The following is a 13,356-nucleotide window of genomic DNA, read 5'->3' as shown; positions in this document are numbered from 1 at the left end:
GCCCCCTGTCCCGTGGCTCCCGGGATGGGCCAGGATGTGCACCATGGCATCCGATCGCGCCGGTCAGCCGGCTGCTCCCGAGGACCTGGTCGACGTCGCGCGGCTGGTGACGGCGTACTACACCGAGCACCCCGACCCCTCGGTGCCGGAGCAGCGGGTGGCCTTCGGCACGTCCGGGCACCGCGGCTCGTCGCTGAAGACCGCCTTCAACGACGACCACATCGCGGCGACCTCGCAGGCGATCGTGGAGTACCGCGCCGGGCAGGGGATCGACGGCCCGCTGTTCCTGGGCAAGGACACGCACGCCCTCTCGGACCCGGCGTGGTCGACGGCGCTCGAGGTGTTCGCCGCCAACGGCGTGACCGTGCTGGTCGACCCGAGCGACCGCTACACGACGACGCCCGCCGTCTCGCACGCGATCCTGCGGCACAACGCGACCGGGCCCGCCCACCGCGCCGACGGCGTCGTCGTCACGCCCTCGCACAACCCGCCGGCCGACGGCGGCTTCAAGTACAACCCCCCGGACGGCGGCCCGGCCGGCAGCGACATCACCGGCTGGATCCAGGACCGCGCCAACGAGATCCTCCGCGCCGGCATGGAGGGCGTGCGCCGCATCCCGCTGGCCCGGGCCCGCGCCGCCGAGACCACCGGGACGTACGACTTCCTCACGGCGTACGTCGACGACCTGCCCGCCGTGCTCGACATCGACGCGATCCGCAGCGCCGGTGTCCGCATCGGTGCCGACCCGCTCGGCGGCGCCTCCGTCGACTACTGGGGCGCGGTGGCCGAGCGCCACCGGCTCGACCTCACCGTCGTCAACCCGCTCGTCGACCCGACCTGGCGCTTCATGACGCTCGACTGGGACGGCAAGATCCGCATGGACTGCTCGTCGCCCTCGGCGATGGCGTCGCTGATCTCGCGGCGCTCGGAGTTCCAGATCGCCACCGGCAACGACGCCGACAGCGACCGCCACGGCATCGTGACCCCGGATGCCGGGCTGATGAACCCCAACCACTACCTCGCGGTCGCCATCGCCTACCTGTACGCGCACCGACCCGACTGGCCCGCGCAGGCGGGGATCGGCAAGACGCTCGTCTCCTCCTCGATGATCGACCGCGTGGCCGCCGACCTCGGGCGCACGCTCGTCGAGGTGCCGGTCGGCTTCAAGTGGTTCGTGCCGGGGCTGTTCGACGGGTCGGTCGCCTTCGGCGGCGAGGAGAGCGCGGGCGCGTCGTTCCTGCGCCGGGACGGCTCGGTGTGGACCACGGACAAGGACGGCATGCTGCTCGCGCTGCTCGCCTCGGAGATCCAGGCGGTCACCGGCTCCTCGCCCTCCGAGCACTACCGCGGCCTCACGGAGCGCTTCGGCACCCCGGCGTACGCGCGGGTCGACGCCGCGGCGTCGCGCGAGGAGAAGGCCGTGCTCGCCAAGCTCTCGCCGGAGCAGGTGACCGCGACGGAGGTGGCCGGCGAGCCCATCACCGGCATCCTCACGACCGCTCCCGGCAACGGCGCGGCGATCGGCGGGCTGAAGGTCACCACGGAGTCGGGGTGGTTCGCGGCCCGGCCGTCCGGCACGGAGGACGTCTACAAGATCTACGCGGAGAGCTTCCGCGGCGAGGAGCACCTCGCCGAGATCCAGTCCTCGGCGCGGGAGGTCGTGAGCGCGGCGCTGGGCAGCGCCTCCTAGACCCTCCATCCCGTCCAGCCGGTCTGGCCCGTCCCGCCCGGTCCGGGTCGTGGCGGGCCGCGCCCGGTCGTACCCTTCCGGCGTGGGTCCAGTGCTCGTCGACGGCGCGGAGGGCGATGCGCCGCGCCCGCACGACGTCGACCTGCTCGCGGCCGAGCCGCTCCCCGACCCTCCGCCGCGCCCCGGCTCGCGCCGCCACTGGATCGGCACCGCCGTCGCCGTCGTCCTCGCAGGGCTGCTCGGCGGGCTCGTCGGGGCAGGCGTCCAGCAGGAGGGGACGGACAGGAGGGCCGCGCGCACGGCCGACGACACCGTCGCACTGACGCTGGTCGACCTCAGCCTCGACTGGACGTCGTTCCGGCCCGGCACCGTCGTCGTCGCCCTCCGCAACACCGGACCTCGGGCCGTCACCATCACCTCGCTGCACTCGCCGGGCGGCGGTCTCATCGGGCGCGACCTGCCGCTCCCCGTGGCCGCCGGGGACGTCGGCTTCGTCGCCATGGGGTTCGGGTCGACCTGCGAGCCCGGTCCGCAGCGGCGGCTGGTCGCCGGCGTGACCACGCGCTCGGGCGGCACGCACCAGGTGCAGCTCGACGTCGTGGGCGACGAGGAGGAGGAGGCCTTCGTGGCCGAGTCCGTGAGCCAGGTGTGCGGCAGGGACCGCGATCTGCCCTCGGGCAGCGCTGTCGGCTGACGAACCCGTGGGCCGCGAAGGCTCCCGTCGCCCGAACGCTCCCGCGCTGCCGCCGCCGCGCGTGGTGCGGCACGGACCGGGCCCCGGCCTCCCTGGTGGACCAGTCGTCGTCCGCGAGACGACCTCGATCTCAGGTCGAGGGTGAGACTCGGGACTCACAAGGGCGACCGCCGTCCATGGACCTCACGTGGAGGATGACCCTTAAGGGGCGCACGGGCAGCCGAAGGACTGGCAAGGCTGGCCTCAGTGTGGTTAGCCTTACCTCGTGACCCGCAACCTCTCGGACTGCGACCCGGGCGACGCGTGCACCCTGCGCCGCGTGCTCGGCCCCCGCCCCCAGGCGCGTCGCCTGCTCGAGCTCGGGCTGGTGCCGGGGACCGCGCTGCGGGTCGTGGCGCGCGGAGCCACCGGTGGCCTCCTGGTCGCGGCCGGGACGGCGCGCGTCGCGGTCGACGCGACGGTGGCCCGCCTGCTGGTCGTCGACGCTCCCGCCGCCGCCTGACCGGCGTGGCGTCGCCCACCCTGCTCCCCGTCGCGGGGACGAGCACCCCCCAGCACGCGCCGGCGCACCACCACGCGCAGGGCCCGACGGCCTCCTGCTGCCCGGCGCCTCCGCGCGCCGAGGCCGGCGCGGTCGCGACGGTCGTGCTCGTCGGCAACCCCAACGTCGGCAAGTCGACGCTGTTCAACGTGCTCACCGGCGCCTCCCAGACGGTGGGCAACTGGCCGGGCAAGACGGTCCACGTCGCGGAGGGCACCTGGCGCCCGGACGGGAGCAGCGGCACCAAGCTCACCGTGGTCGACCTGCCGGGCACCTACAGCCTGGTCCCGGCCTCGCCCGACGAGGAGCTGACCCGGGACCTGCTGGCCGGCAGTGCGGAGCGGCCGGACCTCGCGGTCGTCGCCGTGGACTGCTCGAACCTCGCGCGCAACCTCTACCTGCTCTCCCAGGTCCTCGACACCGGCGTGCCGGTGGTCGTCGCCCTCACCATGACCGACGTCGCCGCCGCCCGCGGGTCGGCCGTCGACGCCGCCGCCTTCGCCCGGGCGGTCGGCGTCCCCGCCGTCGTCGTGCGGCCGCGCGAGCGCGTCGGCACCACCGAGCTCGGGACGGCCGTCCTCCTCGCGCTCGCCGCCCGCAGCGTGCCGCGCCCCAGCGACCTCGGCGCGGACGTCGAGGCCGAGCTGGCCCCGTTGACCGCCGAGCTCGGCAGCCGCTGGGCGGCGGTCGAGGCGCTGAGCGGGGACGACCCCGCCGCCGCGCCGGCCCGTACGCGGCTGGTCGAGCGCGCGGAGGCCGAGCAGGTCGACCTCGACCCCGAGCTGGCCGGGCTGCTCGATGCGGAGACGCTGGTCGCCGAGCGCCGCTACGCGTGGGCGCACGCCGTCCTCGGGCAGGTCCAGCCGGGCGCGGCCGGGCACACCACGACCTGGACCGACCGCATCGACCGCGTGCTCACCTCGCGCTGGGCGGGCGTCCCCGTCTTCCTCGCCGTCATGTGGGCGGTCTTCACCGCGACCACGCGGCTCGCCGCGCCGATGCAGGCCGGGCTGCAGTCGCTGCTCGACGGACCGGTGCACCGCGGCGTGGTGTGGGCCCTGGACACCACGCACGTGACGGCGCCCGTCCTGCGCGGGCTCGTGCTCGACGGGCTCGTGTCGGGCGTCGGGCAGCTGCTGACCTTCGTCCCGCTGATGGCGGTGATGTTCGTCGTCCTCGCGCTGCTCGAGGACTCGGGCTACATGGCGCGCGCGGCGTTCGTCGTCGACCGGCTCATGCGCCTCGTCGGCCTGCCCGGCCGCGCGTTCCTGCCGCTCATCGTCGGCTTCGGCTGCAACGTCCCCGCGCTCGCCGGGACGCGGATCCTGCCCAACGCACGCGACCGGCTGCTCATCGGCATGCTCATCCCCTACGTCACCTGCAGCGCGCGGCTCACGGTCTACGTGCTGCTGGCCAACGTGTTCTTCGGGAGGGCCGCGGGCTCGGTGGTCTTCGCGATGTACCTCGTGTCGATCCTCCTCGTGGTCGTCATGGGGCTGCTGCTGCGCCGCACGCTGTTCCGCGACACGGCGCGCGAGCCGCTCGTGCTCGAGCTGCCGCCCTACCGCCGCCCCACGCTGCGCGTGATCGGCCGCTCCTCCTGGGTCAAGGTCCGCGGCTTCCTGCGCACCGCCGGCGGCGTCATCGTCGCGACCGTCACGGCCGTGTGGCTGCTCTCCTCGATCCCCCTCGCCGCCTCGGCGGGCTCCGGTCTCGGCTCGGTGAGCATCGAGCAGAGCGCCTTCGGGCGCGGGTCGCAGGCCCTGGCCCCCGTCTTCGCCCCCGCCGGCTTCGGCGACTGGCACGCGGCCTCCGCGCTGATCACGGGCTTCGTGGCCAAGGAGGCCGTGGTCGCGACCCAGGCGCAGACCTACGCCGCGGCCGAGCCGACCGACATGCACCAGGCCGGTGCGCTGGGCAGCCAGCTGCGCGCGAGCTTCGAGGCCAGCTCCGGCGGCCACCTCACCCCCGCGGTGCTCGCCTTCATGGTCTTCCTCCTCGCCTACACCCCCTGCATGGCGACGGTCGCGGCGCAGCGCGCCGAGATCGGGATGCGGCTCACGCTGATCGGCATGGGCATGCAGCTCGCCGTCGCGTGGGGCCTCGCGGTCGCGGTCTTCCAGCTCGGGCGGCTGGTCCTATGAGCTCCCCGACCGCGCTGCGCCAGGTGCTCCTCGAGGTGCGCGGTGCCGCCGGCGGCGGGGTCCGCCTCGACGACGTCGCCCGCCGCGTCGGCGCCTCCGTCGCCGAGGTCTCGGCGATGGTCGACTACTGGGTGCGCAAGGGCGCGCTCGTCGCCGAGCCGCTGGCCGGCGGCTGTCCTGACGGGGGCTGCGGCACCTGCCCGTCCGGCGAGGGCGACGCGCCGGGCTGCGGCAGTCCCGGCCCTGCGGTCGGACCGGTCGCGATCTCCATCGCCCGCCGGCCGTGACGACCCTCCCGCTCGTCCCGCTGCCCCGCACCGTCGTCGAGACGGGCACGCCGCTGCCGCTGACCCCGGGCGAGCCGCGCCTGGCGCTGCCCGAGGGCTGGGACCGCGCCGGCGCGTACGCCGTGGAGCTGCTCGCCGGCCGCAGCGTCGCGCTCACCGTCGAGCTGGCGGACCTGGTCGGCGAGGCGCACGAGCTGCGCACCGGTCCGGAGGGCATCGAGGTGCGCGCGGGCGCCGAGGTCGGGGCCTTCCGCGCGCTGACGACGCTCGCGCAGCTGCTGGACGTCGCCGGCGACGCGCTGCCCGGGGTGGAGGTCGCCGACGAGCCGCGCTTCCCCCACCGCGGGGTCATGCTCGACGTCGCCCGGCACTGGCTCAGCCCCGACGAGGTCTGCCGCTTCGTCGACCTCGCCGCGGCGTACAAGCTCGACGTGCTGCACCTGCACCTCACCGACGACCAGGGCTGGCGGCTGCCGGTGCCCGAGTGGCCCGCTCTCGCGGAGGTCGGCGGGCGCGGCGCGGTGGGCGGGGACCCGGCACGCGCGTACGCGCCGGAGGAGCTCGCGCGCATCGTGCAGCACGCCGCCGACCGCTTCGTCACGGTCGTGCCCGAGACCGACATGCCGGGCCACACCAACGCGGCGTTGGCTGCCTGCCCGGAGCTGAACCCCGACGGCGTCGCGCCCGCACCGCGGACCGACACCGAGGTGGGCTACAGCTCGCTCGACGTGCGGTCGGAGACCACGTGGGCGTTCGTCCGCGACGTGCTCGCCGCGGCCGCGGCCGCCTTCCCCGGCGCCCCGCTGCACATCGGGGGCGACGAGACGCTGGAGACCCCGCACGACGACTACGTGGCCTTCGTCGCCCGGGCGAGCGGGGCCGTGACCGCCCTCGGGCGCCGGCTCGTCGTCTGGGAGGAGGCAGCGGCGGCCGTCCTGCCGCCGGGCTCGCTGGTGCAGGTCTGGCACCGCGGCACGGAGGGCGCCCGGGCCGCGCAGGCCGCCGTCGCCCAGGGCTGCGGGCTGGTGCTGTCGCCGGCCGACCGGACCTACCTCGACCTCAAGTACGACGAGGGCTTCCCGCTCGGCCTGACCTGGGCCGGGACGCTGCCGCTGCGGCAGGCCTACGACTGGGACCCGGTCACCCTGCTCGACGGCGTCGACCCGGCCGCGGTCGAGGGCGTCGAGGCGGCGCTCTGGAGCGAGACGCTGCGCACGCTGGCGGACGTGGAGACGATGGCGCTGCCGCGGCTGCTCGCCACCGCCGAGGTCGGGTGGTCGGCGCAGGAGCGTCGCGACTGGGCAGGGTTCCGCGAGCGGGTGGCGGCCTGCTCCCCCGGCTGGACGCGGCGCGGCCGGCACTGGCACCCGGCGGACGGGGTCGACTGGCCGGCTGCCCCGCCAAGACCGCCCGGACTGCCCGGAGGCACCGGGCCCGCGACCGGTAGATTGCCCGCGTGACCGACGTGATCTCCACCGAGCGCCTGGTCCTGCGTCCCTGGACGCCCGACGACGCCGAGGCCGCGCTGGCGGTGTTCGGCGACGCCTCGGTGGCCCGCTGGCTGACCCCCGCGATGTCCGCTCCCGCCGACGTCGAGCAGATGCGCGAGCACCTCGAGCGCTGGGCCGCCGAGCAGGCCGGGCTGGAGACGCCGCGCGGGCGCTGGGCCGTCGAGCGGGCCGCGGACGGCGTGGTCGTCGGCGGCATGGAGCTCCGCCCGCTCCCGCCGTACGACGAGGACATCGAGATCGGCTGGCAGCTCGCCCCGGGGCACTGGGGCCAGGGCTACGCCACCGAGGCCGCCCGCGCCGTGGCGCAGTACGCGTTCTCCGAGGCCGTCGAGGAGGTCTTCGCCGTCGTGCGCCCCTCCAACGAGCGCGCGACCGCCGTCGCCCGCCGCCTCGGCATGGAGTGGGTCGGCGAGACCGACAAGTACTACGGCCTCGTCCTGCAGGTCTACCGGCTGCGCCCCTCCGACCTCGCGGAGACCCCCGCCGCCTGAGCCAGCCCGCGCAGGTAGCCCCGCACGTAGCCGGCGATGACGAGGCGCGCCAGCGGCGGCGCCAGCCGGGCGGGCAGCGCCACGGCGCGGGAGACCGCGCGGACGTGCACGCTGACCTCACCCGTGCTGCCGTCGGGGCGCAGCTCGCGGCGCACGACGAAGCCCTCCTCCCCCACCTCGGGGTGCAGGGGCAGGGTGCCGTAGGCGAAGCCGTACGCGTCGGGCTCGTCGACGACGCGCACGATGCGGCAGGCGGCGACGACCGCGCCCCAGCGCAGCCCGGCCACGACGACGACCTCCTGGCCGACGCGCAGCGGCGGGCGCTCCGGCTCGAGCACGACCCCGACCGCGGCGTGCGCGGCCCAGCCGTCGAGGGCGGCCCGGGCGGCCTGCCAGACCGCGTCGCCGGAGCCGACGGTCCGTGACGCGCTGCTGACGCCCCAGCCCGCGGGCAGGACGGGGGCCGCCTCGAGGCTGATCCCCTGGTGCTCGTAGGTCAGCGGCTGGCCGGACTGCCTCGCGAGCAGCCGGACGAGCGCGGCGCGCGAGGGGCGCCGCAGGCGCAGTCCGCTCACGGCCGCTCCTCCCCCCGGCGCGACACCCTGGGGCCGACCATCTGGTCGGCGAAGCCCTCGATCCCGCCGGGGATGCGCGAGAGCGCGATGTCGAGCGCCTTGTCGACGGGCGGCACCTCGCCGAGCCGGGCGAGCCCGCTGATCCGGGGCACCGACACCTCGCGCGACCAGGGGCTGCGCAGCGTACGGGCCACGGCGCGGGCGACCAGCGACGGCGGGATGCCGGGCGACAGCCGCGGGTGGGCGTCGGCGTCGCTGCTCGGCTCGTAGCCGTGGCCGCGGGCGAGCCACTCGGTGCGGACGGCCACCGGGTTGACGGTGTGCACGCGGACCCCGCGCCCCGACACCTCGCGGCGCAGCCCGCGGGCGAAGCCCTGCACGCCGGCCTTGGTCGCGCAGTAGACGGTGAGCGGCGGGACCTGGGACCACGCCGCGATGCTCGACATGACGACGAGGTCCCCGCCGCCGTCGGCGAGCAGCGCCGGCAGCGCCGCCCGGGCGAGCTGGACCGTCGCCGTGAGGTTGACCGCGATGACGCGCTCGACGTCCTCGGCCGGCATGTCCTCGACGAGGCCCGCCCAGCCCTGGCCGGCGTTGAGCACGAGCGCGTCCAGCCGCCCGTGGCGCTCGAGGACCTCGGCGAGCAGCGACGCGCGGTCCTCCGGCACCGTGGTGTCGGCACGGATGCCGTGCGTCCCCGGCAGCTCGGCCACCGTCTCCTGGAGGCGCCCCTCGTGCCGGCCGCACACGACGACCGTCGCGCCCTTGCGGTGCAGCAGCTTGGCCGTGGCCCGGCCGATCCCCGCGGTCCCGCCGGTGACGAGGACGACGCGGCCGGTGAGGTCGAACCGGGACGGCGTCCTCACGAGGCGTCGTCCACGCGCGTCTCCACCTCGCCGGCGAGCAGGTCCAGCGCCTGCCCCACCAGCTCCTCCGCGCTGTCCGGCGCGCCGCCCGCGAACTCCAGGTCCAGCCGGACGACGCTCGTCCCCGCGTCGGCGTCCTCGACCTGCAGGTGGCCGGCGTACCCCGAGCCGTGGCCCCAGCTCGCGCGGAGGTTCGCGCGGTCCACCTGGAGGGCGGGCTCCTCGCCCTCCGGCAGCCCGAGCACCGGCACCCAGCGGTGGAGCTGCGCCGGGTCGGTCGCCACCTCATAGGCGACCTCGGCGGGCGCGGGCATGCTGCGTTCGCAGCGGATCGTCGTGGACGGCATGGTCGTCTCCTCCCCGCGCCGTGCCGCCCGCGAACCGCGCTGCCACGTTTCCGGCCGGTTGCGCGCTTGTCCCCCTGCCGATCGGGGCAGACGTGGTTCATGAAGACCCCGCGGCCACGAGGGCCGCTGAGCGAGGCGGTCCTCCGCGAGCTCCACGGCGGCACCCTGTCCGAGGCCACCCTGGGCTGCGCGCGTGCCCGGGCGGCCGAGACCCGCGACGCGCTGACCGACGAGGACGTCCAGGTCGCCCTGCTCGCGCTCTACGAGCTGCACTACACCGGCATCGACGGTGTGCCGGACGAGGCCGAGCAGGAGCCGAGCGTGCTCGCGGTGCGCCGGGCGCTGGAGGCGGCCGTCGAGCGCGACCTGCGGCGGCTGGTGGCGCGCACCCCGTTCGCGGCGGTGCTCGCCGAGGACGACGGCGAGGACGTCGACCTGGCGCTCGAGCGGGTCATCGCCGCCGACGACGGCCCGTCGCTCTCGCGCTACCTCTCCCGCCACGGCGACCTCGCGCAGTGGCAGGAGTTCCTGCGCCACAAGTCGCTCTACCACCTCAAGGAGGCCGACCCCCACACGTGGGTCGTGCCGCGGATCCGCGGACGCGCCAAGGCCGCACTCGTCGAGATCCAGGCCGACGAGTACGGCGGGGGCAGTGCCGTGCGCCTGCACTCGGCGATGTTCGGCCGGATGATGCGCGAGCTCGGGCTGGACGACACGTACGGCGCGTACGCCGACGACGCGTCCGCCGAGGCGCTGTGCGCCGCGAACCTCATGAGCTTCTTCGGGATCGCGCGCCGCTGGCGGGCCTCCGCCCTCGGCCACCTCGCGGGCATCGAGATGACGTCGACGGAGCCGTGCCGGCGGCTGGCCGCGGGGCTGCGCCGGCTGCGCCTGCCGGAGTCGGCGACGCTCTACTACGACGAGCACGTCGAGGCCGACGCGGTGCACGAGCAGCTGGCCTCGAAGGACATGTGCGGGTCGCTCGTCGCGGCCGAGCCGGAGCTGCGCGCGGACCTGCTGTTCGGCACCGCGGCGTACCTCGCGGTCGAGGGGATGTTCGGGGAGAGCCTGCTGCGCGAGTGGGGGGCGCTCGCGGAGGCGGCCGCCGCCTGACCGGGTGGTGGTCCTGGCGTCACGGTCGTAGGAGCGCTACGGTCGTGACATGACGCCGCCCGTGCTCCTGCCCGCCCCGTCGCTCGTCAGCGAGAGCCCGGCGTGGGCGGCCCTGAAGGGCGCGGTGGAGCAGCTGCGCCCGCACCTGGCGGGGGACGGCTCGCTGTCGCCGGAGGGCGACCTCACCGTGGCGCAGGAGTCCCTCGCCTCCGCCGTGGCTGCCGTGGCAGAGCTGGCCCCGGCGTTCCCGCACGACGCGGCGTACCTCGCGGCCGTGCAGCGCGACCTCGAGCGCTGGCGTGACGGGGGTGTCGGCGTCCCCGACTTCCTCGACTCGCTGCTCGAGTTCCACCCGGAGCAGCAGCGCGTCGACGGTGTCGAGCACCTCGTCGTCTTCCCGATGTACACGCAGAACGGCAACCCGGACCGGCACCTGGAAGCCGTGCTGCTCAAGGTGACCTGGCCGGCGTGGGTCGCCGAGGTCGAGGCCGGCGACTACGCCAACCCGATGTTCGTGCCGGTCGAGTTCCTCGACTTCACCGCGGGCTACGACACCAACTCCGCGGTGCTCTTCCCCGAGACAGTCGCCGTCCGCGAGGTCCCGCGCTTCACGTGGGGCGCGATCTTCTGCGACCGCGAGGCGGCCCGCTTCCGCACGGTCATGCGCGCGGCGCTGGACGTGCTGCGCCTCGAGCTGCCGGCGGACGTGCAGGTGCTGCTCGACGACCAGCGCGTGGCGCAGGAGACCTTCGTGCTGTGGGACGTCATCCACGACCGCACGCACATGCACGGCGACCTGCCGTTCGACCCGTTCATGGTCAAGCAGCGCATGCCCTTCTGGCTCTACGCGCTCGAGGAGCTGCGCTGCGACCTCACCGCCTTCCGCGCGGCGGTCGAGCTCGACCGGGCCGGGGTCGCCGGCGCACGGCTCGCGCAGTACGCCATCGTCCTCGACCGCGCCCTGCGCTTCCCGCTGGCCGGGTCGCGCGTGCGCAACTACGACGGGCTGGGCGGGCAGCTGCTCTTCGCCTTCCTCCACCGCCGCCGGGTCGTCAACTGGACCGACAACCGGCTCAGCGTCGACTGGGAGGCGCTGCCCGACGCCGTGCTCGCGCTGCTCGAGCAGATCGAGGACCTCTACTGGCGCAGCATCGACCGGCCCAAGGTCTCCCACTGGCTGGCGGCCTACGAGCTCGTCACGACCTGCGTCGAGCCGCACCCGGCCTCGACCTGGGCGCGCGGCCGGGAGGCGCTGCCGCTCGACGGGCCGCCGAAGGAGCTCACCAACCTCGTGCTGCCGGACGAGTTCCCGCTGAGCATGTTCTTCGAGGCGCTGAGCAAGAAGATCGGCCCGGTCATCGAGTCGACGCGCGGGATCCGCGCGTGACCGGTGTCGCCGGCCGCACGGTCGTGGTGACCGGGGCGAGCGGCCCCGCGGGGCGAGCGACGGTCGCCGCGCTGACCGCAGCGGGGGCGTCCGTCGTGGCGGTCTCGCGCGACCCGTCGGCGCTCGAGGCTCCCGGCGTCCGGGCGGAGGCCGTCGACCTGCTGGACGCCGCGGCCGTCGCGGGCCTGGCCGCTCGGGTCGGCCCCGTCGACGGCGTGCTCCACCTCGTCGGAGGCTGGCGCGGGGGCAAGGGGTTCGCCGCGAACACCCTCGAGGACGCGGAGCTCCTGCACGACGCGCTGGTCCGTACGCTGCAGCACGTCACCCTCGCGTTCCACGAAGTGCTGCGCGCCAGCGACGCCGGGCGCTTCGCGATCGTGTCGGCGGCGGCGGTCGAGCGCCCGACGGCGGGCAGCGCGGCGTACGTCTCGGCGAAGGCCGCGGCGGAGGCGTGGACCCTCGCCCTGGCCGACTCGTTCGCGGGAACCGCTGCTGCCGCGCACATCCTGGTCGTGCAGGCGATCGGCGAGCGACCCGGCTGGACTCCCGCCACGACGCTCGCCGACGCGCTCGTGCGACTCTGGGACACGGACGCGCAGGACCTGAACGGACGACGAGGGGGGCTGGCCGCGTGAGCGAGCAGCGACACGACCCGCAGCTGCGCGGCTTCGCCAGCGACAACTACTCCGGCATCCACCCCGAGGTGCTCGAGGCGATCGGGCGGGCCAACGGCGGGCACCAGACGGCGTACGGCAACGACGTCTACACCGGGCACCTGCAGGAGGTGTTCCGGCAGCACTTCGGCCCGCAGGCGCGGGCGTTCCCGGTCTTCAACGGGACCGGCGCCAACGTCGTGGCGCTGCAGGCGCTCACCACCCGCTGGGGCGCGGTGGTCTGCCCGCAGTCCGCGCACATCCACGTCGACGAGTGCGGCGCGCCCGAGCGGGTCGGCGGGCTGAAGCTGCTGACGATCCCCACGCCCGACGGGAAGCTCACGCCCGAGCTGATGGAGGTCGAGGCCCGCGGCTTCGACGACGAGCACCGCGCGCAGCCGCAGGTGGTCTCGGTGACGCAGTCCACCGAGCTCGGCACCGTCTACACGGTCGACGAGCTGCGCGCGATCTGCGACGCCGCGCACGAGAAGGGGATGAAGGTCCACCTCGACGGGGCGCGCATCTCCAACGCCGCAGCGGCGCTCGGGGTCGACTTCGCGGCGTTCACCACCGAGGTCGGCGTCGACGCGGTGTCGTTCGGCGGCACGAAGAACGGCCTGATGCTCGGCGAGGTCGTCGTCGTGCTCGACCCGACGGTCCCCGACAGCGACCTGCTCTACCTGCGCAAGGCCAGCATGCAGCTGGCGTCGAAGATGCGCTTCGTCTCCGCGCAGTTCGAGGCGCTGCTCGGCGGCGACCTGTGGCTGCGCAACGCGAGCCACGCCAACGCCATGGCGCAGCGGCTCGCTGCAGCGGTGGGCGACCTGCCGGGGCTGCAGATCGTCCGACCGGTGCAGGCGAACGCCGTCTTCGCGGTCCTGCCCGCCGACGTGACCGAGCGGCTGCAGAAGCAGTTCCGGTTCTACGTGTGGGACGAGGCGACCGGCGAGGTCCGCTGGATGACGACCTTCGACACCACCGAGGCCGACATCGACGCGTTCGCCGAGGCGGTGCGCGCCGAGCTCGCCTGACCTGCGACCCCGAGCAAAAGCGATTG

At 75.1% G+C, this 13,356-nt stretch carries 14 protein-coding genes; 11 read left to right on the top strand and 3 right to left on the bottom strand.

Features of this window, described 5'->3' with window-relative positions:
- The first annotated feature begins 43 nt into the window (after nt 1–43).
- The 7 genes from pgm (at nt 44) to EV189_RS17185 (ending at nt 7,358) form a co-directional block, all read left to right on the top strand.
- The gene (gene pgm / locus EV189_RS17215) at nt 44–1,690 is read left to right on the top strand and encodes a phosphoglucomutase (alpha-D-glucose-1,6-bisphosphate-dependent) (protein WP_130494237.1); all 1,647 of its coding nucleotides are present in this window, start codon (nt 44–46) and stop codon (nt 1,688–1,690) included.
- 82 nt (nt 1,691–1,772) lie between these two features.
- On the top strand, nt 1,773–2,384 hold the full coding sequence (locus EV189_RS17210) for a hypothetical protein (protein WP_130494236.1): 612 nt from the start codon (nt 1,773–1,775) through the stop codon (nt 2,382–2,384).
- A gap of 265 nt (nt 2,385–2,649) precedes the next feature.
- Complete coding sequence (locus EV189_RS17205; protein ID WP_130494235.1) at nt 2,650–2,886, top strand: FeoA family protein; 237 nt, start codon at nt 2,650–2,652, stop codon at nt 2,884–2,886.
- 5 nt (nt 2,887–2,891) lie between these two features.
- Nucleotides 2,892–5,069, top strand: coding sequence for a ferrous iron transport protein B (feoB, locus tag EV189_RS17200; protein WP_231116518.1), 2,178 nt, complete (start codon nt 2,892–2,894; stop codon nt 5,067–5,069).
- On the top strand, nt 5,066–5,356 hold the full coding sequence (locus tag EV189_RS17195) for a FeoC-like transcriptional regulator (protein WP_130494234.1): 291 nt from the start codon (nt 5,066–5,068) through the stop codon (nt 5,354–5,356). The genes feoB and EV189_RS17195 overlap by 4 nt, the downstream gene beginning before the upstream one ends.
- Nucleotides 5,353–6,816 (top strand): family 20 glycosylhydrolase, encoded by a 1,464-nt coding sequence (locus EV189_RS17190; protein WP_130494233.1) that lies wholly within the window; start codon nt 5,353–5,355, stop codon nt 6,814–6,816. The genes EV189_RS17195 and EV189_RS17190 overlap by 4 nt, the downstream gene beginning before the upstream one ends.
- Nucleotides 6,813–7,358, top strand: coding sequence for a GNAT family N-acetyltransferase (locus tag EV189_RS17185; protein ID WP_130494232.1), 546 nt, complete (start codon nt 6,813–6,815; stop codon nt 7,356–7,358). Before EV189_RS17190 ends, EV189_RS17185 begins: the two co-directional genes overlap by 4 nt.
- Here the strand turns inward: EV189_RS17185 and EV189_RS17180 are convergent.
- From EV189_RS17180 to EV189_RS17170, 3 genes are read right to left on the bottom strand one after another with little or no spacing between them, the layout of a single operon-like run.
- Nucleotides 7,313–7,933, bottom strand: coding sequence for a DUF1990 family protein (locus EV189_RS17180; RefSeq protein ID WP_231116517.1), 621 nt, complete (start codon nt 7,931–7,933; stop codon nt 7,313–7,315). The two genes, EV189_RS17185 and EV189_RS17180, sit on opposite strands and share 46 nt — an antisense overlap.
- Nucleotides 7,930–8,799, bottom strand: a complete 870-nt coding sequence (locus EV189_RS17175; protein WP_130494231.1) for an SDR family oxidoreductase — start codon at nt 8,797–8,799, stop codon at nt 7,930–7,932. The genes EV189_RS17180 and EV189_RS17175 overlap by 4 nt, the downstream gene beginning before the upstream one ends.
- Nucleotides 8,796–9,146 (bottom strand): hypothetical protein, encoded by a 351-nt coding sequence (locus EV189_RS17170; RefSeq protein WP_130494230.1) that lies wholly within the window; start codon nt 9,144–9,146, stop codon nt 8,796–8,798. The genes EV189_RS17175 and EV189_RS17170 overlap by 4 nt, the downstream gene beginning before the upstream one ends.
- A 99-nt stretch (nt 9,147–9,245) precedes the next feature.
- Here EV189_RS17170 and EV189_RS17165 point away from each other — a divergent pair, with 99 nt between their 5' ends.
- Genes EV189_RS17165 through EV189_RS17150 form a run of 4 tightly spaced genes read left to right on the top strand, consistent with a single transcriptional unit; the run spans nt 9,246 to nt 13,330 of the window.
- A complete protein-coding gene (locus EV189_RS17165; protein WP_130494229.1) occupies nt 9,246–10,259 on the top strand; it encodes an iron-containing redox enzyme family protein in 1,014 nt (337 codons plus the stop codon).
- Nucleotides 10,260–10,308: 49 nt separating this feature from the next.
- Complete coding sequence (locus EV189_RS17160) at nt 10,309–11,646, top strand: DUF6421 family protein (protein WP_130494228.1); 1,338 nt, start codon at nt 10,309–10,311, stop codon at nt 11,644–11,646.
- A complete protein-coding gene (locus tag EV189_RS17155) occupies nt 11,643–12,281 on the top strand; it encodes an SDR family NAD(P)-dependent oxidoreductase (protein ID WP_130494227.1) in 639 nt (212 codons plus the stop codon). Before EV189_RS17160 ends, EV189_RS17155 begins: the two co-directional genes overlap by 4 nt.
- Complete coding sequence (locus EV189_RS17150) at nt 12,278–13,330, top strand: threonine aldolase family protein (RefSeq protein WP_130494226.1); 1,053 nt, start codon at nt 12,278–12,280, stop codon at nt 13,328–13,330. Before EV189_RS17155 ends, EV189_RS17150 begins: the two co-directional genes overlap by 4 nt.
- Nucleotides 13,331–13,356: the final 26 nt, after the last annotated feature.

Origin of the sequence: Motilibacter rhizosphaerae (genome assembly GCF_004216915.1) — a bacterium.
GTDB classification, from domain to species: Bacteria; Actinomycetota; Actinomycetes; order Motilibacterales; family Motilibacteraceae; genus Motilibacter; species Motilibacter rhizosphaerae.
Note: the sequence above shows the minus strand (reverse complement) of the source record. Positions and strands in the feature narration are given on the sequence as shown.

Bases quoted from the DNA above. Each gene is read 5' to 3' on its own strand.
- EV189_RS17195 (WP_130494234.1), top strand. From the start codon at position 5,066: ATGAGCTCCCCGACCGCGCTGCGCCAGGTGCTCCTCGAGGTGCGCGGT.
- EV189_RS17170 (WP_130494230.1), bottom strand. From the start codon at position 9,146: ATGCCGTCCACGACGATCCGCTGCGAACGCAGCATGCCCGCGCCCGCC.
- EV189_RS17160 (WP_130494228.1), top strand. From the start codon at position 10,309: ATGACGCCGCCCGTGCTCCTGCCCGCCCCGTCGCTCGTCAGCGAGAGC.
- pgm (WP_130494237.1), top strand. From the start codon at position 44: ATGGCATCCGATCGCGCCGGTCAGCCGGCTGCTCCCGAGGACCTGGTC.
- EV189_RS17165 (WP_130494229.1), top strand. From the start codon at position 9,246: ATGAAGACCCCGCGGCCACGAGGGCCGCTGAGCGAGGCGGTCCTCCGC.